Below are 17,583 nucleotides of genomic sequence, written 5' to 3'. Positions count from 1 at the left end.
TGACGCCCCCCCCCCGGTGGCCCTCGTCCTTTTCAAAGGTGGCGGGGTTCTTAGGGGGCGGCAACCGCCGGTGGCGATTGCCCGTCGCCGACCGAGGCGGCAGCCGAGAATCAGAGCCCAAGAGTTGGCGTAGCCAACTCTCCGCCGCCGGAGGCCAACATTTCGTCATAGACTCTTCATTTCGGACACACCCCCTTTAGTTTAGGCTATGGACATTTGCGCGGGGGCATGGTATAATATATGTTAATTTGATTTTTTGGAGTTGATCTCATTGGATTTTAACGCTTTTGAGCTGATACAGACCGCGCTGGGGGCGGAACTTACCCAGCAGGGCTTTGAAGAGCCCGTCGCGCTGGAGGACGCTGCCGGCCGCGCGTCCATGTTCCGGGCGGCGGATGTAGCCTACAGCCTGCTATATGCCACCGAGCGGAAAAGCTTTGTCCTGCGCTCTACGACCCTGACGGCGGATAGCAAGCCGGGAGACTGGCGGGAGCTTTCGGCCTGGCTCTTTGATATGAAAACTGCCGATCGCTCGGACGCGGAGAGCATCATCAATGACTTTTTGGAGGTCGTGCGGGGCCCCAAGCGGGTGGCGGTGGTGCAGCAGCGCAAAAAGGCCGCCAAGGGTGAGGACCGTACGGTAGACCCGCTGTTTTTCATCAACCGGCTGGCGAATATCTTCCCGGAGATAAAAGGGGAACTGAACGAGGAGAAGATCGTGTACGGGCAGGTGCGGTATATCACCTTTTTAAAGGCCCATGTAATCCCCCGGGCCGATGACCTGCTGCAAAAGTACCCGGACAGCGAGCCGGCGGACAAGCTGTGCGCGCTGCTGGACGATATGTATAAAAACGGCGATATGGACCTGCGTTCGATCATAAGCTTTACCTTTTTAAACGGCCTCTCCGACGGGGCCTTCCAGGCGGCACAGGGCAAGCTGGAAGACGAACTGAAAAAGCACAGCGGGTATTCCAGAAAGCTGAAGGGGAAAAACATCAAGCCGGAGAAGAAAAAGAAGGCAAAAGGCAAGAAGGTAGAGGCTCGGCTGGAGGGCTGATGCCCAAAGCCCGGCATAAGGGCTTTGGGCCAGGGCGGCGGGCGTGCCATACGGCAGGGCCCGCCCTTTGGTTACGGGGGTATGGGAAGGCGCCGGTTTTCCCCTATTTCCCGGCATTGGCCTATTGACAAGTCCGGGGCGGTTATGCTATACTAAAGATACCTCGAAAAGGGGTTTCTTTTTTTGCGCCCTTCTTTTTGAGGGAGGCAGAGGGCCACGGCCCTGCGCCTTAGGCAAAACATCCAACGTTTATGGAGGTGCTGAAGAGATGCGAGTGAAGATCGTGCTGGCCTGCACGGAGTGCAAGCAGCGCAACTACCTGACCAAGAAGAACAAGAAGAATGACCCGGACAGGCTGGAAATGAACAAATACTGCCGGTTCTGCCGGAAACACACCCTGCACAGGGAAACCAAGTAAGGAGCGGGTGAAGATGGCGGAAAACGAGAAAAGCACGAAAAAGCCCAACGCCCTGGTAGCCTTTGGCAAAAAAGCCACAAAGTTTGCCAAAGATTGCAAGGGGGAGCTGAAAAAGATCGTTTGGCCCACCCCGAAGGCGGTGTTCAAGAACACCGGCGTGGTGCTGGTAACCATCATTGTGCTGGGGCTGTTCGTATTTTTGCTGGACACGGCGTTTATGAACCTGCTGGGCCTGGTGATGAACGTAGCGGCGTAAACAGGCCCTTGCCTGGCTGATTTTTTGGAGGTTGACATGGCGGAAGAAGCGAAGTGGTATGTGGTGCATACCTATTCGGGATATGAAAACAAAGTGGCCTCAAACCTGGAAAAGACGGTGGAAAACCGCCAGATGCACGAGCTTATCCAGGAAATACGCGTGCCTACCGAACAGGTGACGGAGATCACCGACGACGGCAGGCGCAAAGAGGTAGAGCGGAAGATTTTCCCCGGTTATGTCATCGTAAAGATGATCATGACCGACGAAAGCTGGTATGCCGTTCGGAATATCCGGGGCTGCACGGGTTTTGTGGGGCCTTCCTCCAAGCCGGTACCCCTTACGGACGCAGAGGTGGCCCGCCTGGGCATTGACCTGCGGCAGGTGGAGGTCAGCTACGGCGTGGGCGATTCGGTGAATATCATCGACGGCCCCCTGGAAGGCTTTGTGGGCGTGGTGGAGGAACTGGATACGGAGAAAAACCGGATCCGGGTAACGGTTTCCATGTTCGGCCGGGACACCCCGGTGGAATTGGAACTGGACCAGGCCGAGCCGGTAGGCTGAGAAAGCGCGGCCGCCCCAGGGGCAAGGCCGCCAGGCAGGCAAACGAAAAGAAGGCCGCACAGACAGTAGCCGGCTTACGGGCCGGGAAAAGGGCCGGGGGCGAAAGGTCCTTGGGGCAGCGCCCCAAGCCGCCAAAGGCCCAAAAGAAAGCGCAGCGCCCGGGGTATTCCGGGGCGCTGGTGGGAGGTACGGGTAAAAATTTCCTGCCCGCACCGTTATGACCACATGATTGGGAGGTAATGTAAAATGGCACAAAAGGTAACGGGCTTTATTAAGCTCCAAATTCCTGCCGGCAAAGCAACGCCGGCCCCGCCGGTAGGCCCTGCGCTGGGCCAGCACGGCGTCAACATTATGGCGTTTACCAAGGAGTTCAACGAGCGCACCAAAAACGACGTGGGGCTGGTTATCCCTGTAGTCATCACCGTGTACGCCGACCGCTCCTTTACCTTTATCACCAAGACCCCCCCTGCCGCGGTGCTGATCAAGAAGGCCGTGGGCATCGAAACGGCCTCCGGCGAGCCCAACAAGAAGAAGGTCGCCAAGATCACCAAAGAGCAGATCCAGAAGATCGCCGAAACCAAAATGCCCGATCTGAACGCCAGTTCTATTGAAACAGCCATGAGCATGATTGCCGGCACCGCCCGCAGCATGGGCGTGGAAGTCGTAGACTAAGGGAAGGGGGAAACTGCAATGAAACACGGTAAGAAATACAGAGAGAGCGCTAAGCTCATTGACCGCGCGAAACTTTACGATACCGCAGAGGCCCTGGACCTGTGCGTAAAGACCGGCACCACCAAGTTTGACGAAACCGTAGAACTCCACGTAAAGTTGGGCGTGGACGGCCGCCATGCGGACCAGCAGGTCCGTGGCGCCATTGTGCTGCCCAACGGCACCGGCAAAAACGTGCGGGTGCTGGCCATCTGCAAAGGCGACAACATCGAGGCCGCCCAGGCCGCCGGCGCCGACTTTGTAGGCGCGGAGGAAATGGTGCAGAAGATCCAGTCCGAGGGCTGGATGGACTTTGACGTGGTCGTTACCTCGCCCGACATGATGGGCCTGGTGGGCCGCCTGGGTAAGATCCTGGGCCCCCGTGGCCTGATGCCCAACCCCAAGGCCGGCACCGTGACCCCGGACATCGCCCGGGCCGTGCAGGAGGCCAAGGCCGGTAAAATCGAGTACCGCCTGGACAAGACCAACATCATCCACTGCCCCATCGGCAAGGTGTCCTTTGGCCCCGAAAAGCTGGCCGAGAACTTCAACACCCTGATGGACGCCATCGTGAAGGCCAAGCCCGCTGCCGCAAAAGGCCAGTATGTGCGCTCCTGCGTGCTGAGCGCCACCATGGGCCCCGGCATCAAGATCAACCCGGCAAAGTTTGTCTAAAGCATTTGCATAACAAAAAGGCGCCCCTATCCATAGGGCGTCTTTTTTGTGAGCCGGCAAAGGAGCCGGGCGGCACCGTAAACCAGCCAGCCGGCCAGGCTGCCCAGCCAGATCAACCCGGCAATGCCCAGGGGGAAGAGGTAGAGCAGGTTTTCACCCAGAGCCAGGAACGCGCCCAGGACCGCCGCTATCAGCAAAACGCCCAAAGCGGCGGGTAGCAGCTTGAGCAGGAAGCGTTTTGTACGAAAGCACAGCAACACCTGGCAGGTGAAGGCCAGAAATACGGGCAGCACGAAATAGCAGAAACCAAAAAGATCGGTAAAAATGAACTGGATAAATCTTTGATTCAGCGGGTTTAACATAACAGCTCACCATTTTGCTTTTCTTTTAGTATAGCATGATGGGTGATACGGCCGCAAGATGTGCAGAGAAACTGTAAGAATACCGTAAGAGGGGAGGGCAATCCCGTTTTCTTTTGCGGAATCCTTGAAGGTTTTGGCTTGACTTTTCCTGTGGGCCGTGCTATAATAACAAAGCTGTCCAACCAAAGACAGCAGGCGCCCGCCATGCGGGCTGAAATGGGAAACCGGCCTGCCGAGGGGAGATAAGCGTGTGGAACAGGGGCATACCCCTGCATTTGCTTGCATTCCAGCGCCTTTCCCGGCCTTTCCGGCGGGAAGGCGCTTTTGTTTTGGACTGGCAACACCATGTATCGGAGGTGAAACAAATTGCCCAGCGAGAAAATTCTGGAACAGAAAAAGCAGCAGGTGGCTGAACTGTGCGAGGCCTTTAAGACCGCCAATGTTGGCGTGCTGGTAGACTACACAGGCATCAGCGTGGAAAAGGACACCAAGCTGCGTAAGGAACTGCGTGAGGCCGGCTGCGAGTACAAGGTTGTCAAGAACACCCTGCTCTCCCGTGCTTTTAAGGACGCGGGGATCGAGGGCCTGGACGGGTACCTGAACGGCGCCACAGCCATTGCCTACAGCGACAAGGGCTATACCGAGGCCCCCAAGATCTTCTCCGAGTATGTAAAAGCCAACCCCAACGCCGCTTTCCAGGTCAAGGCCGGCTTTATTGACGGCGCCGCGGTGGACGCCAATGGCATTGAGGAATTGGCAAAACTGCCCCCCAAAGAAGTGCTGCTGGCCCAGGTGCTTGGCGGCCTGAATGGGCCCATCCAGGGCTTGGCCAACGTGTGCAGCGGCGCGATCCGCAGCCTGGTTATCGCACTGAACGCCATTGCGGAAAAGCAGTCTGCGTAAGGGTAGCCTGTGGGATTTGGCGCAGATACCAAAAAGATTGTACCATAAAACAAAAATTATCCTATTAAATTGGAGGAAATTACCATGTCTGAGAAAGTAACCAATCTCATTGAAGAAGTAAAGGCCCTTACCGTCCTGGAGCTCTCCGAGCTGGTCAAGGCTCTGGAGGAGGAGTTCGGCGTATCCGCCGCTGCCCCCGCTGCCGTGGCCGTAGCTGCCCCCGCTGCCGCTGCCCCCGCTGCTGAGGAAAAGACCGAGTTTGACGTAGTCCTGAAGTCCGCCGGCGCCAACAAGATCAACGTCATCAAAGTGGTTAAAGAGGCTACCGGCCTGGGCCTGAAGGAAGCCAAGGCTCTGGTTGACGAGGCCCCCAAGGCCGTGAAGGAAGGCATCTCCAAGGACGACGCCGAGGCCCTGAAGAACAAGCTGACCGAGGCCGGCGCTGAGGTAGAAGTAAAGTAAGCTTTGCGGCTACGGGATGCGTGAAGAATACTTGTGCAAGGACGGGCAGGGAAAACCTGCCCGTTTTTGCTATCGGGCACGGCATACAGGAGGACGAAAGCAGTTTGGAGCGGGTTATATGTGAACATTCTGTTAACATTTCTGAATCCCCTTGCATTTTTCCGTAATACGTGCTAGAATGTAACCAATTTGTAACAGTTGTAATTAAAATGCAATCTTCAATAGACATAATTTACCGCCAATGGGGCGGTAGGGAGGCATGGAATGGGCCGGAAGGTTTTCAGCAAACTCATCCCCTTTATGCTGGTGTTGATCCTTACAGTGGTGCTGGTCGCAGTGCTAAGCGCTGCCAGCCGGGTCAGCCAGGAGGAAGCGGTTGACCGTTACATACAGCAGGCCCAAAGCCGGCAGGTAGAGCAGCAGGAGCTCTCCGCGCCTGCGGTGGAGGGGCCGGGCATCTCGTTCCTTACCAGCCTGACCGGGTTCATGGCCCTTTTGGCCATCCCGCTGGCCGCCCTGCTGATGTACGCAAGGGCCTGCCGCAGGGCAAACCACAGGCGCAGTGTCCGTGCACGCCGGCAAAGCCGCCGGAATGGGCAAGATCTGTACCAGCAAGGTGCATATGCCACAAGATATAGAGTATAAGGGTTTTCGTCCTTTCATATTTTACCTCGAATTGGGCCGGCTTTTGCCGGCTCAATTTTTTGCTTGTTTTTTGTGGCCCCATTCCCGCCTGAACGGGCCGAAATAGCACTTGACAAATCCTGCGTTTTTTCGTATAGTTAATACATTGCGTTTGCATCTGAAAAAGGCCGCGTGTGTCGGAGGTCCGCGGCCATAAAAGCGGCCCGGATTTACGCTGCTCCGGCCTGTGCCTGCTGCCGAAAAGCGCAGGCAGAGGACCCAAAATCCTTTGCGGGAGGCAGCGCGCCCCATTCCGGGCTGGGTTATGTTGTGAATAACGAAAGACACGCAACTAATTTTTACCCGGTGCCTGTCCGGCGCCGGCCGCAAAGGAGAAATGCAAATCATGAACCAAAGCACATGGGGAAAGTCTATCATTTCGCTCAAAGACATCGCCGTATCATTTGATGGCGAGCCGGTGCTGTCCGGGTTTGGCCTGGACATCCGGGACGGGGAGTTCCTTACCCTTTTGGGGCCCTCCGGTTGCGGAAAAACCACCGTGCTGCGCACCATCGGGGGCTTTATCAGGCCGGATGCGGGGGATGTGTTTTTTTATGGCGAAAACATCACGGCCCTGCCCCCCCACAAGCGGGAGGTGAACACCATCTTCCAAAAGTACGCCCTGTTCCCCCACCTAAACGTGTACGACAACATCGCCTTTGGTATGCGCCTAAAAGGCAAGCCGGAGAAGGAAGTCAAAAAGACCGTGCACGAGATGCTGGCCATGGTGAACCTGACCGGCTACGCCCACCGGGGGGTCAGCCAGCTTTCCGGGGGGCAGCAGCAGCGGGTGGCTATGGCCCGGGCCCTGGCCAACGAGCCCAAGGTCCTGCTGCTGGACGAGCCCCTCAGCGCCCTGGACCTGAAACTGCGCAAGGATATGCAGGTGGAGCTGAAAAAGCTCCAGCAGCAAACCGGCATCACCTTTGTGTTTGTAACCCACGACCAGGAAGAGGCCCTGTCCATGTCCGACCGGGTGGTGGTCATGGACGGCGGGGTGATCCAGCAGATCGGCTCCCCCACGGACATTTACAACGAGCCGGAAAACGCCTTTGTGGCGGACTTTATCGGCGAGTCCAACATCTTGGACGGGCTGATGCTGGAGGATTACCAGGTGAAATTTGCCGGGCACAGGTTCCAGTGCCTGGATAAGGGCTTTGGCACCAACACCCCGGTGGATGTGGTCATCCGGCCCGAGGACATTGACGTGGTGCAGGCGGACTCCACCCATATTACCGGCGAAGTGACCAACGTAACGTTTAAAGGCGTGCATTACGAGATCATCGTGGATGTGGCGGGCTTTAAGTGGATGATCCAGTCCACCGACTGCCGGCAGGTAGGCGACCGCATCGGCCTCTCCCTGACCCCGGACGATATCCACGTTATGGCCAAGTCCCAGTATTCCGGCAAATTTGGCGATTACAGCACCTTCTCCGATGAAATGGAGGAGGACAGGCTGGCCAGCGAGGAGGGCAGCGGGGATGAAAACTAACTCCAGGCTCCTTTCCGCCCCCTATACGGTGTGGATGACCATCTTTATTGTGCTGCCCATGATTTTGGTGGCCATTTTCGCCTTCACGGACAAGGGGGGGCACTTTACCTTAGACAACATCCTCAGTGTGGGCCAGTACTCCAATGTGTTTTTGCGCTCCATCTGGCTGGGGGCCTTGGCCACGGTTATTTCCCTGGTAATGGGGTACCCCCTGGCTTATACCATTTCCCGGCTGCCGGCCAAGCGCCAAAGCGTCATGGTCATGCTGGTCATGCTGCCCATGTGGATGAACTTTTTGCTGCGCACCTATGCCTGGATGACCCTGCTGGAGGACAACGGGCTCATCAACGCCGCCCTTTCGGCCGTGGGCCTGCCCCGGGTCCATATGATCAACACCGCCGGGGCCGTGGTGCTGGGCATGGTGTACAACTACATCCCCTATATGATTCTGCCCCTGTACTCGGTGCTGACAAAAATCGACCCCAGCGTGATCGAGGCCGCCCAGGACCTGGGCGCCGACGCCCGGAAGGTGTTCCTCAAGGTAACGGTGCCCATGAGTATGCCAGGCATTATTTCCGGGGTAACCATGGTGTTTGTGCCCGCAGTCAGTACCTTCATTATTTCCAAAATGCTGGGGGGCGGGGGCAACCTGCTCATCGGCGACCTGATCGATATGCAGTTCTTAGGCAGCGCCTACAACCCCAACCTGGGCTCGGCCATCTCCCTGGTGCTCATGGTGATCATCCTCATCTGCATGGGCATTATGAACCAGTTTGATGACGGCCAGGAAAACGCGGGAGGGGGTATGCTGCTATGACAAAAGCAATCGGCAAGGTGTACACGTGCCTCATTTTCCTGTTCCTGTACGCGCCCATCCTGGTGCTCATCGTGTTCTCCTTTAACGATACGGAAACGGCCAGCCGCACCGTGTTCAGCGGGTTTTCCCTGCGCTGGTACGAAAAGCTTTTCAGCGACCGGCTGATCCTGGAAGCCCTGCGCAACACCCTGGTGATCGCCCTGGCCGCGGCTGTGGTGTCCACCGTGCTGGGCACGGTGGCGGCCATTGGCATCAGTTCCATGAAACGCCTGCCCCGCCGGGTGATGATGAACATCACCAACTTCCCCATGGTGAACCCGGAGATCGTCACCGGCGTGTCCATGATGCTGCTGTTCGTGTTCGCGGTGGGGCTGTTTGGGGGCAGAAGCCTGGGGATGGCCTCCATCATCGCGGCCCACATCACCTTCTGCCTGCCCTATGTCATCCTCTCGGTGCTGCCAAAACTGCGGCAGATGGACCCGGCCCTGTACGAGGCGGCCCAGGATCTGGGCTGCCCGCCGGTCAAGGCTTTCTTCAAGGTGGTGCTGCCGGAGATCATGCCCGGCATCGTCACGGGGATGATCATGGCCTTCACCCTGTCCATCGATGACTTCGTGATCAGCTACTTCACCAGCGGCACCACCCAGACCCTGCCCATCTACATCTATTCCATGACCAGGAAACGGGTGAGCCCGGAGATCAACGCCCTGTCCACGGTGCTGTTTGTGGTGGTCATGGCCCTGCTCATCGTGGTGAACACCCGCACGGCCAAGGTGAACCGGCAGATCCGGGAAATGGAGGAGGAGCAATGAAACAGCTTTTTGTACTGCTGATGGCCGCCCTGTGCGCGGCGGCCCTGGCCCCCTGCGCCTGTGCCGGCAGCGGGGAGGCGCCTGCCCCCCGGCGCAATGTGACCATCAATGTGTATAACTGGGGGGAGTATATAGCCAACGGCACGGACGGCTCCATGGACGTAAACGCCGAGTTTACCCGGCGCACGGGCATTGACGTAAACTACACCACGTTTGACAGCAACGAGTCCCTGTACTCCAAGCTGGCCGGCGGCGGCGCGGACTATGACCTGATCGTCCCCTCCGACTACATGGTGTCCCGGCTGATTGACGAAGGGATGCTGGCCCGGCTGGACTATGGGAATATCCCCAACTTCTCCTACATTGACCGGCAGTTCCTGGCCCCGGATTACGACCCGGAGAACCTGTATTCGGTGCCGTACACCTGGGGGGTAGTGGGCATCTTTTACAACACCGACTATATCCAGGAGGAGATCACCGGCTGGGAGAGCCTCTGGGATGACCGCTACCGGGGGAAGATCCTGATGTTTGACAACCCACGGGACAGTTTTGCCGTTGCCCAGTTCCTGTTGGGGCAAAATGTAAACGGTACCGACGCGGCTGCCTGGCAGGAGGCCGCGGCCCTGCTGAAACAGCAAAAACCCCTGGTGCAGGCTTATGTGATGGACCAGATCTTCGACAAAATGGAGAGCGGGGAAGCCTGGATCGCCCCCTACTACGCAGGCGACGCGGCCATTTTGGTGGATAATTCGGACAACATTGCCTTTGCCGTGCCCGAAGAGGGCACCAACTTCTTTGTAGACGCCCTGTGCATCCCCGCCACGGCCAGCCATAAGGCGGAGGCGGAGGCGTACATCAACTTCCTGTGCGACCCGGAGATCGCCGGGGCCAACATGGACTACGTAGGCTATTCCACCCCGGAGAGCGCCGCCAAAGCCTTTATGGACCCGGAAGTGGTGGAGAGCCCCCTGCATTACCCCAGCCAGGAAACCCTGGCCAATACCCAGGTCTTTGTAAACCTGCCTACGGAAACAGCGGCGCTGCTGGACCAGTTGTGGGCAGAGGTCAAAATGGGCGGGCCGGGGGAATCGGCGGTGCTGGTGGCGATCATACTGGGCTTTTTGGCAGTCTATATAGCCATTATCGTGTATAAGCGCCGTAAAAGAAAGCGGGAACTGGCCTGACCGTCAAGCGGCCTAAGCCTAATAAAAGGACGCCCCCGGTAAAACCGGGGGCGTCCTTTTATGGGTAAAAGCAACGGGCAGCACGGGTGGGGCGCGGTACAGGGGGGCAGCCGCCTTATGCCAGCCAGGCGTCTATGGCCGCAGCCTGCCCGCCGCGGACAGCCAGCGCCAGCTTTTCTTCCAGCACATCGCCGGCCACGTCTATATCTCCGCCCTCCATATGCACCTGCATACGGGCCACCTTTACGCCGTTGGGGCCATAGCAGTCCTGTTTGCCGGGGTTATGGTATGTAACCCGGCACCGGCCGCACAGCATAAACGCGGCCTCGCCCTGGGCGTCAAACATACGGCCTGCCAGCAGCGGGGCCAGGCGGAACCGTACCTGGCCGTCCTGGGCAAAGAAACCGCCCTTCCCCAGGAACATCCCCAGCCACATGGAAATAGCCTCTACCGTAGAGCCGGACAGCCGCCCCACAAACCCCTGGCCGTGTACAGAGGGGTCCGGGTTTGCGCTGGAGGCCAGGAAGGAGGAGTTCTCCAGAATGCTGCGCCCGTAAACGGCGGGGTCCTGGTAGGGGATAAGCGCGTCGCCCATGGCCGCGTAGAACGCCTCGTACAGGCCGGCTTTCAGCATCCCCAAAATGTACTTGTACTCCATATGCAAAAAGACGCTCTCCCGCTCCAGCCAGCCCGGGGTAAAGGCCCGGATGCGGCCGTTCTCCATAGAAAGGCCCTCAATCGGCGCGGAGGTCTTGTACATTTTCAGTTTCCCGTCATACACGTCCGTTTCCTTCAGCCGGGCGCACATGGTGGCGGCCGCCTCCTGTTCCTGCCCGGTAACGGCGGCCAGCATCCGGGCCGGCCCCTCCAGGAAATAGGGCAGATCCTGCCGGGTGAAATGCTCCACCCGGACGCTGGGCAGGCCGTAGGGGCTGATGCGCTCCGTGCCGTCCGGGTTCTTTACCACCTGATACCGGTCGGCCTCATAGGTAAAATAGGTGGGCATAATGCCCCGGCCGATCTCCAAAGCCCTGGCCGTGGCAGCGTGCAGCTTGCCGGAAAACGCGGACAACACCCGTTCAATCTCCGTAAAGGGTACCGCCACCTTTTCCCCGCTGACGGAAAATTTCGTCCTGTCCCGGAAATCCTCCCGCAGGGTAGCGGCCCTGTCCCAGTAGTCAAAGGGGGAGAGGCCCTCCGCCAGCAGCCCCATAAGCCCCTGCATAAAACCGGCCAGCTCCCGGCACAATTCCACACCCAAGCCGGTTTGCCGGGCCAACTGCCCCCGTACGGCCGCCAACATAAAATCCACCAGGCGCTTAAGTTCCAAGGTTTCGGGCATACTGCTGCCAAAAAGCCCCGGCAGGCCGTTCATGGCGTCGTTCCAGCCGGGCTTGCCGCCCTCCATCTCAATGCCCAGGCCCTCCGGGTCCAGCAGGGCAAACTTGTTGATGGCCAGGGTCATCATCTTCCCGAACAGGCTGGTGGTCACCGGCCGGCCTGTTTCGTCCCGCAACCAGTTGGTGCCGTTCTCCACAAAGCCCGGACGCCCCGCTTTTTCCCGGCAATGCTCCACCGCGCCGTACTGGCGCACCTTGCCTTTACTTAGCACATAGGTGTCCCGGCGGGGGCGTACAACCCCCACGCTGTCATAGTACCGGTAGCTGTTATCCTCAAAAAGCAGCCGGCCCTTGTCCTCCGGGTAAATCAGCAAGTAATTCTCCACCAGGTCAAGGGCATAGTCCCAGTGGTCGCACCAGTAGCCCTCGCCAAAACCGGCCTCCTGCCGCTGCTCGGCCAGCAGGAGCAGGGCCTCCACCAGCGCCTCTTCGTCCCCCTGCACGGCCAGCCCATGGGCCGCAATGGCGTTGGTGATCTGCCCCGGCGTAAAGGGCTTAGCTATAACCTTTTCCAGCACCGCCTCCCCGCCGGGCACAAACCGGGCCAGTACCCCACGGGCCTGCTCCAGGTTGCCACTGGGGATGGCAAATGTGTTGGGCCGTATCTCCAGGGGGTTGTAGCCGTCCATCTGCACCAGGTTATAGAACTGGCGCACGTTCAAATCCCCGATCTCCGGGCAGAAAAACACGTCGTTGCGCCGGTTCTGGCACACATCCCGGAAGTTGCCGTTGCCCTGGGAGTAATACTCCCCCGCAATGGAGAAGAAGTTGTAATCCCGTTCCGGGTCGCCGTGCTTGCGGCTGAACAGGTGGAGCACCTTTTTGTCCGCCCCCTGGCCGATCACAAAGGGATAGCCGCCCCGCAGGAAGTTGTCCAGGTAGCACTGCTCGATATAGCGGTCGAACAGCGGGTCAGAGGACCGGGTCCACACGTCGCGGGTAAACTGGGCCACCAGGCTCCGGGCCTCGGCCAGCTTGGCCTGCACATAGCCCTCCCGGCAGAAGGCCGGGGTCTTGCTGTTCAGCAGCGCTATCGAGGGCGCAAAGCCGGCATAGGCGGTAAAGGTAAAGGTTTCGCCCGGTGCCAGTTGGCGTTTCATGGGCACAAACCCGCAGGGCACCTTGTTGGCAAAGCACTGCGTCTTGGCCAGCACAGCGTCCAAACCCTGTTCCATAAAGGTAACAGGCCATTGCATGGAGTGGTTGTAGTCAAAAATCACCTGCTTGTCGTACAAAATAGGCTGCAAGGCGCCGTCTGCCGCCACACAGTAAAAGTAGCCCCCCTCTATTTCCGAAACCTCGGCGGAATCGTCGCTGGAGGCACGCATGGTATACACCGGCGCGCGCCCTTCCAGGTTCTTAATATCCGCCCAGCTTTTAAACAGGTTAGACATCTCCTTATACTGGCTGTTGGTCAGGCCATACTGGATGATCTGCGCCATGCCGTCCAGCAGTTCCAACTGGCAGGCGGGGCCCAGGTTCTCCACCGTAACATGGCGCACCAGGGCACCTATGTTCTCGTTGGGCAGCACCATGTATTCCACGGCAATGCGCAGGCCGTGCCCCTCCTCGGCAATCGAAACCACGTTTTTCTCAATCTCCATACGCCGTTTCGCGGCAGGGTCATAGCTGCAAAAGGGCTCAAAGAAAGCCCCGTCCCGGCGGATAAACGTCCGAAACCCCTTCAGGTTCACGTTTTCGTAGCCGGTGATGGCAGAGTTAAACTCCATCATGGCGTTGTCCTTATTGTGTATGCCGAAACTGTTGATGCCCTGGCCGCGGTTGGTATAGAAAGACCAGATGGGTATGCCCTTTACCCCCGCAAGGCCCGGCAAAAAGCTGGAAAAAGCCGGCAGGCGGTCATAATCCTCCATAACAAATGTATCGCCCTGCAACGTGCATGATGGTTTGCTCATAAGCGTGCTCCTTTCAAATTGATGGCTTTCCGTCAGCGCCGCGGCTAGGCCCGGCGGCGGGGCCTGCGGATATTATAGCACAACAGGCCCCCAAACGCAAACAATCCTGCCGTATTTGTTGAGGGATTTTTGTAGATTTTACTTACCCGCCCTGCCCCCCTGGCCAGGCCCTACCGGCAGCGCGGCACAAAAAAGTAGCCCCCACCCCAGCGGCAACCTTGACTTTGCCCGGCGCCTGTGGTATAATGGCCCCAAAGACTGAGATGGAGCCAAGCGGTGCCAGGAATGGGCGCAGAGAGCCGGCGGTTGGTGCGAGCCGGTGCCCGGATGGCGGCCGCATCCCTCCTAAGTTGCCAGCCGAACGGCCGGCGCGTGCCCAGGGGCGCCGCCGCCTATTAAGCGGAGCCGGCACCCGCCGTTACCGGGGCGCGTATTATACGGGCAATGCCCGCGATAGGCGAAATGGGTGGTATAGCGAAGGTTGCCTTCGTCCCGTTTTGGGGCGGGGCATTTTTTATTTTGCGAAAGGATGATGGTTTTGAGCAAGTACCGGGAAGTACCCACCAACATGAACTTTGTGGAGCGGGAAAAAGAAACGGTCAAATTCTGGACAGACAACAAAATCTTTGAGAAAAGCGTAGAGGAGCGGGCGGGCTGCCCAGCCTATGTCTTTTACGACGGCCCCCCCACGGCCAACGGCAAGCCCCATATCGGCCACCCGGAAACACGGGCGTTTAAAGACCTCTTCCCCCGCTACCAGACCATGAAGGGGAAGGTCGTGCCCCGCAAGGCCGGCTGGGACACCCACGGCCTGCCGGTAGAGCTGGAAGTGGAAAAGCTCCTAAAGATCAACGGCAAAGAGCAGATCGAGGCCTACGGCATCGCCCCCTTTATCGAGAAATGCAAAGAGAGCGTGTGGAAGTACAAGGGTATGTGGGAGGACTTCTCCAAAGCCATCGGCTTTTGGGCGGATATGGACCACCCCTACGTGACCTATGACAACAGCTATATCGAGAGCGAGTGGTGGGCCCTTAAGCAGATCTGGGAGAAGGGCCTGCTGTATAAGGGGTTCAAAATCGTGCCCTACTGCCCCCGCTGCGGCACGCCCCTGTCCTCCCACGAGGTGGCCCAGGGCTATAAAGACGTAAAAGAGCGCTCCGCCATTGCCCGGTTCAAGTGTAAGGGGGAGGACGCGTACATTTTGGCCTGGACCACCACCCCCTGGACCTTGCCCTCCAACGTGGCCCTATGCGTCAACGCCCAGGAGGACTATGTAAAAGTCCAACACACCGCCGGGGACACGGTGTCCACCTATTACCTGGCCGCGGCCCTCTGCGATACCGTGCTGGGGGAGGGTAGCTACACGGTGCTGGAAACCTGCAAGGGCGCGGACCTGGAGCACAAGGAGTACGAACCCCTGTTCCGTTTCGTCAGCCCCCAGGAGCGCTGCTGGTACGTGGTGTGCGACGATTATGTGACCCTGACCGACGGCACCGGCGTGGTGCACATCGCCCCTGCCTTTGGTGAGGACGACGCCAAAGTGGGCCGCAAATACGGCCTGCCCCTGGTGCAACTGGTAGACGGGAAAGGCCAGATGACCGCCGAAACAAAGTGGCCCGGCCTGTTCTGCAAGGACGCGGACAAGGAGATCCTAAAGGACCTGGAAAGCCGGGGCCTGCTGTTCAGCGCCCCCAAGTTTGCCCACAGCTACCCCTTCTGCTGGCGGTGCGACACCCCCCTGATCTACTACGCACGGGAGAGCTGGTACATTGAGATGACCAAGGTGAAGGACCGGCTGATCGCCAACAACAACACCGTCAACTGGCTGCCGGAAAGCATCGGCCAGGGCCGTTTCGGCGATTGGCTGGAAAACCTCCAGGACTGGGCGGTCAGCCGCAACCGCTACTGGGGCACCCCGCTGAATATCTGGGAATGCGCCTGCGGCCACCGGCACGCGGTGGGCAGCATCGCCGAGCTCAAAGAGATGTCCCCCAACTGTCCGGAGCAGGTGGAACTGCACCGCCCCTTTGTGGACGAAGTGACCATCACCTGCCCCCGCTGCGGTAAGCAGATGCACCGGGTGCCGGAGGTGATCGACTGCTGGTTCGACAGCGGCTCCATGCCCTTTGCCCAGCACCACTACCCCTTTGAGAATAAAGCCCTGTTTGAAAGCCAGTTCCCCGCAGAGTTTATCTCCGAGGCCGTGGACCAGACACGGGGCTGGTTCTACAGCCTGCTGGCCATCTCCACACTGCTGTTTGACAAGGCCCCCTACAAAAACGTGCTGGTGCTGGGCCATGTGCTGGACGAAAACGGCCAGAAGATGAGCAAATCCAAAGGCAACGCGGTAGACCCCATCGAGATCCTGGACAAGTTCGGCTCCGACTCCCTGCGCTGGTACTTCTACACCACCTGCGCCCCCTGGCTGCCCAAACGGTTCTCCGAAAAAGCCGTGGTAGAGGGGCAAAAAAAGTTTTTCTCCACCCTGTGGAATACCTATGCCTTCTTTGTGCTGTATGCCAATATCGATGGTTTCGACCCCACCCGGTACCGGCTGGAGGACTGCGCGCTGACGGCCATGGACCGGTGGCTGCTGTCCCGGCTGCACAGCACGGTGCAGGCGGTGGATACGCACCTCAGCCAGTACCATGTGCCGGAAACTGCCCGCACCCTACAAGATTTTGTGGATGAGCTGAGCAACTGGTATGTGCGCCGTAGCCGGGAACGCTACTGGGTGCAGGGCGAAACCGCCGATAAGACCGCCGCCTATATGACCCTGTATACCGCGCTGGTCACGGTGGCCGGGCTGCTGGCCCCCCTGGCGCCCTTCATGAGCGAGGAGATCTACCGCAACCTGGTGTGTTCGGTGGATGCCTCCGCCCCCGCAAGCGTGCACCTGAGCCGTTTCCCGGTGTGCGACCCGGCGCGTATCGACCCCCAACTGGAAAAGGATATGGACGAGGTGCTGCGGATCGTCACGCTGGGCCGGGCCGCCCGGAACCAGGCCAATATCAAAAACCGCCAGCCCCTGGGCCGGCTTTGCACCGACGGGGACGCTGGCTTGGGCGAGCAGTACCAGGCGATCATCCGGCAGGAGTTGAATGTAAAGGAAATTGCTTTCCTTCAGGATATGTCCGCCTTTACCGCCTATACCTTTAAGCCGCAGTTGCGGGTTTTGGGGCAAAAATACGGCAAGCAGGTGGGGGCCATCCGGCAGGCGCTGCAACAGTTGGACGGCGCCGCCGCCAAAAAGGAACTGGACAGCACCGGCGCCCTGCATCTTGCCCTGGCCGATGGGGACATCAGCCTGACGCCTGAGGAATTGCTGATCGAAACAGCCCAGAAGGAGGGCTACACCTCGGTTTCCGACCGCGGGCTGACCGTGGTGCTGGATACAGCCCTGACCGGGCAGTTGATCGAAGAGGGCTTTGTGCGGGAGATCGTAAGCAAGCTGCAATCCATGCGCAAGGACGCCGGTTTCCACGTCACAGACCACATCCGCGTCAGCCACCAGGGCAGCGGGAAGGTGGAAGACATTTTGCGCCGGAACCAGGACGCCATCCTGGCAGACGTGCTGGGTGACGGCTGCACCTACGGCCAACTGGCAGGCTACACTGCCCAGTGGGACGTCAACGGCGAAACCACCACCTTCGGCGTAGAAAAGGTAGAGCCCTAAACCACCCACCCAAAAAAGAGCAACCCTCCCGTACCACAGGAGGGTTGCTCTTTTCTTGTTTCCGTTAAGGTGCCGGCATAAGAATCCGCCCTTTGCCTCCGGCGGCTTAAGGCTCCGCCTTAAGAATCCGCCAGGGGCCAACCGCCCCTGGACCGCGAAGGTTGCCCAGTAAAAGCGGTCGCAAAAAAGAAAAAATAAAA

The 17,583-nt window shown here is 58.9% G+C and carries 16 protein-coding genes and 1 other annotated feature; of the genes, 14 read left to right on the top strand and 2 right to left on the bottom strand.

Translation table 11 applies throughout. From position 1 onward, the window contains the following. Positions 1-271: 271 nt before the first annotated feature. The 6 genes from U8U01_RS11600 (at position 272) to rplA (ending at position 3,675) form a co-directional block, all read left to right on the top strand. Positions 272-1,057 (top strand): DUF7674 family protein, encoded by a 786-nt coding sequence (locus U8U01_RS11600; protein ID WP_322174347.1) that lies wholly within the window; start codon positions 272-274, stop codon positions 1,055-1,057. Between the two features lie 268 nt (positions 1,058-1,325). Next, positions 1,326-1,475, top strand: a complete 150-nt coding sequence (rpmG, locus tag U8U01_RS11595) for a 50S ribosomal protein L33 (protein ID WP_066539368.1) — start codon at positions 1,326-1,328, stop codon at positions 1,473-1,475. 13 nt (positions 1,476-1,488) lie between these two features. Next, positions 1,489-1,731: a preprotein translocase subunit SecE gene (secE, locus tag U8U01_RS11590; RefSeq protein ID WP_322174344.1), complete on the top strand. Its 243-nt coding sequence runs from the start codon at positions 1,489-1,491 to the stop codon at positions 1,729-1,731. 36 nt (positions 1,732-1,767) lie between these two features. After that, a complete protein-coding gene (gene nusG, locus U8U01_RS11585) occupies positions 1,768-2,292 on the top strand; it encodes a transcription termination/antitermination protein NusG (protein WP_322174342.1) in 525 nt (174 codons plus the stop codon). A gap of 246 nt (positions 2,293-2,538) precedes the next feature. Continuing rightward, positions 2,539-2,964, top strand: coding sequence for a 50S ribosomal protein L11 (gene rplK / locus U8U01_RS11580; protein ID WP_322174340.1), 426 nt, complete (start codon positions 2,539-2,541; stop codon positions 2,962-2,964). An 18-nt stretch (positions 2,965-2,982) separates the two neighbouring features. Then, positions 2,983-3,675 (top strand): 50S ribosomal protein L1, encoded by a 693-nt coding sequence (gene rplA, locus U8U01_RS11575; RefSeq protein ID WP_322174338.1) that lies wholly within the window; start codon positions 2,983-2,985, stop codon positions 3,673-3,675. A 26-nt stretch (positions 3,676-3,701) separates the two neighbouring features. Here the strand turns inward: rplA and U8U01_RS11570 are convergent, their stop codons facing one another. Further along, positions 3,702-4,037 carry a hypothetical protein gene (locus U8U01_RS11570; RefSeq protein ID WP_322174337.1) on the bottom strand — a complete coding sequence of 112 codons (336 nt, stop codon included), beginning with the start codon at positions 4,035-4,037 and terminating at the stop codon, positions 3,702-3,704. A 164-nt stretch (positions 4,038-4,201) separates the two neighbouring features. After that, positions 4,202-4,374: a sequence feature (ribosomal protein L10 leader region), on the top strand. A gap of 29 nt (positions 4,375-4,403) precedes the next feature. On the opposite strand from U8U01_RS11570, the gene rplJ reads away from it, so the two are divergent. The 7 genes from rplJ (at position 4,404) to U8U01_RS11535 (ending at position 10,391) form a co-directional block, all read left to right on the top strand. Further along, positions 4,404-4,940, top strand: a complete 537-nt coding sequence (rplJ, locus tag U8U01_RS11565; RefSeq protein ID WP_322174336.1) for a 50S ribosomal protein L10 — start codon at positions 4,404-4,406, stop codon at positions 4,938-4,940. Positions 4,941-5,024: 84 nt separating this feature from the next. Further along, a complete protein-coding gene (gene rplL, locus U8U01_RS11560) occupies positions 5,025-5,402 on the top strand; it encodes a 50S ribosomal protein L7/L12 (protein WP_322174335.1) in 378 nt (125 codons plus the stop codon). 264 nt (positions 5,403-5,666) lie between these two features. Next, positions 5,667-6,047, top strand: coding sequence for a hypothetical protein (locus tag U8U01_RS11555; protein ID WP_322174334.1), 381 nt, complete (start codon positions 5,667-5,669; stop codon positions 6,045-6,047). Between the two features lie 385 nt (positions 6,048-6,432). After that, positions 6,433-7,578, top strand: coding sequence for an ABC transporter ATP-binding protein (locus tag U8U01_RS11550; RefSeq protein ID WP_322174332.1), 1,146 nt, complete (start codon positions 6,433-6,435; stop codon positions 7,576-7,578). Beyond that, entirely contained in the window at positions 7,568-8,395 is an 828-nt protein-coding gene (locus U8U01_RS11545; protein WP_322174331.1) for an ABC transporter permease, read from the top strand. The genes U8U01_RS11550 and U8U01_RS11545 overlap by 11 nt, the downstream gene beginning before the upstream one ends. After that, on the top strand, positions 8,392-9,207 hold the full coding sequence (locus U8U01_RS11540; RefSeq protein ID WP_322174330.1) for an ABC transporter permease: 816 nt from the start codon (positions 8,392-8,394) through the stop codon (positions 9,205-9,207). The genes U8U01_RS11545 and U8U01_RS11540 overlap by 4 nt, the downstream gene beginning before the upstream one ends. After that, on the top strand, positions 9,204-10,391 hold the full coding sequence (locus tag U8U01_RS11535) for an ABC transporter substrate-binding protein (RefSeq protein ID WP_322174328.1): 1,188 nt from the start codon (positions 9,204-9,206) through the stop codon (positions 10,389-10,391). The genes U8U01_RS11540 and U8U01_RS11535 overlap by 4 nt, the downstream gene beginning before the upstream one ends. Before the next feature lie 115 nt (positions 10,392-10,506). Here U8U01_RS11535 and U8U01_RS11530 read toward each other — a convergent pair whose 3' ends face one another. Beyond that, positions 10,507-13,707 (bottom strand): cellobiose phosphorylase, encoded by a 3,201-nt coding sequence (locus tag U8U01_RS11530; protein WP_322174326.1) that lies wholly within the window; start codon positions 13,705-13,707, stop codon positions 10,507-10,509. Positions 13,708-14,275: 568 nt separating this feature from the next. Here U8U01_RS11530 and ileS point away from each other — a divergent pair. Then, positions 14,276-17,383 carry an isoleucine--tRNA ligase gene (ileS, locus tag U8U01_RS11525; protein ID WP_322174393.1) on the top strand — a complete coding sequence of 1,036 codons (3,108 nt, stop codon included), beginning with the start codon at positions 14,276-14,278 and terminating at the stop codon, positions 17,381-17,383. The last annotated feature ends 200 nt before the right edge of the window (positions 17,384-17,583 follow it).

This window comes from Acutalibacter caecimuris, assembly GCF_034335085.1.
Taxonomy (GTDB): Bacteria; Bacillota; Clostridia; order Oscillospirales; family Acutalibacteraceae; genus Acutalibacter; species Acutalibacter caecimuris.
The sequence above is the reverse complement of the archived record's forward strand: the minus strand, read 5'-3'. Positions and strand labels throughout refer to the sequence as shown.

Excerpts from the sequence above, each read along its gene's own strand:
- rplL (WP_322174335.1), top strand. The coding sequence starts at position 5,025 with ATGTCTGAGAAAGTAACCAATCTCATTGAAGAAGTAAAGGCCCTTACC.
- rplA (WP_322174338.1), top strand. The coding sequence starts at position 2,983 with ATGAAACACGGTAAGAAATACAGAGAGAGCGCTAAGCTCATTGACCGC.
- U8U01_RS11535 (WP_322174328.1), top strand. The coding sequence starts at position 9,204 with ATGAAACAGCTTTTTGTACTGCTGATGGCCGCCCTGTGCGCGGCGGCC.
- rplK (WP_322174340.1), top strand. The coding sequence starts at position 2,539 with ATGGCACAAAAGGTAACGGGCTTTATTAAGCTCCAAATTCCTGCCGGC.
- U8U01_RS11550 (WP_322174332.1), top strand. The coding sequence starts at position 6,433 with ATGAACCAAAGCACATGGGGAAAGTCTATCATTTCGCTCAAAGACATC.
- U8U01_RS11540 (WP_322174330.1), top strand. The coding sequence starts at position 8,392 with ATGACAAAAGCAATCGGCAAGGTGTACACGTGCCTCATTTTCCTGTTC.
- nusG (WP_322174342.1), top strand. The coding sequence starts at position 1,768 with ATGGCGGAAGAAGCGAAGTGGTATGTGGTGCATACCTATTCGGGATAT.
- U8U01_RS11545 (WP_322174331.1), top strand. The coding sequence starts at position 7,568 with ATGAAAACTAACTCCAGGCTCCTTTCCGCCCCCTATACGGTGTGGATG.
- rpmG (WP_066539368.1), top strand. The coding sequence starts at position 1,326 with ATGCGAGTGAAGATCGTGCTGGCCTGCACGGAGTGCAAGCAGCGCAAC.
- U8U01_RS11570 (WP_322174337.1), bottom strand. The coding sequence starts at position 4,037 with ATGTTAAACCCGCTGAATCAAAGATTTATCCAGTTCATTTTTACCGAT.
- ileS (WP_322174393.1), top strand. The coding sequence starts at position 14,276 with ATGAACTTTGTGGAGCGGGAAAAAGAAACGGTCAAATTCTGGACAGAC.
- U8U01_RS11530 (WP_322174326.1), bottom strand. The coding sequence starts at position 13,707 with ATGAGCAAACCATCATGCACGTTGCAGGGCGATACATTTGTTATGGAG.
- secE (WP_322174344.1), top strand. The coding sequence starts at position 1,489 with ATGGCGGAAAACGAGAAAAGCACGAAAAAGCCCAACGCCCTGGTAGCC.
- U8U01_RS11555 (WP_322174334.1), top strand. The coding sequence starts at position 5,667 with ATGGGCCGGAAGGTTTTCAGCAAACTCATCCCCTTTATGCTGGTGTTG.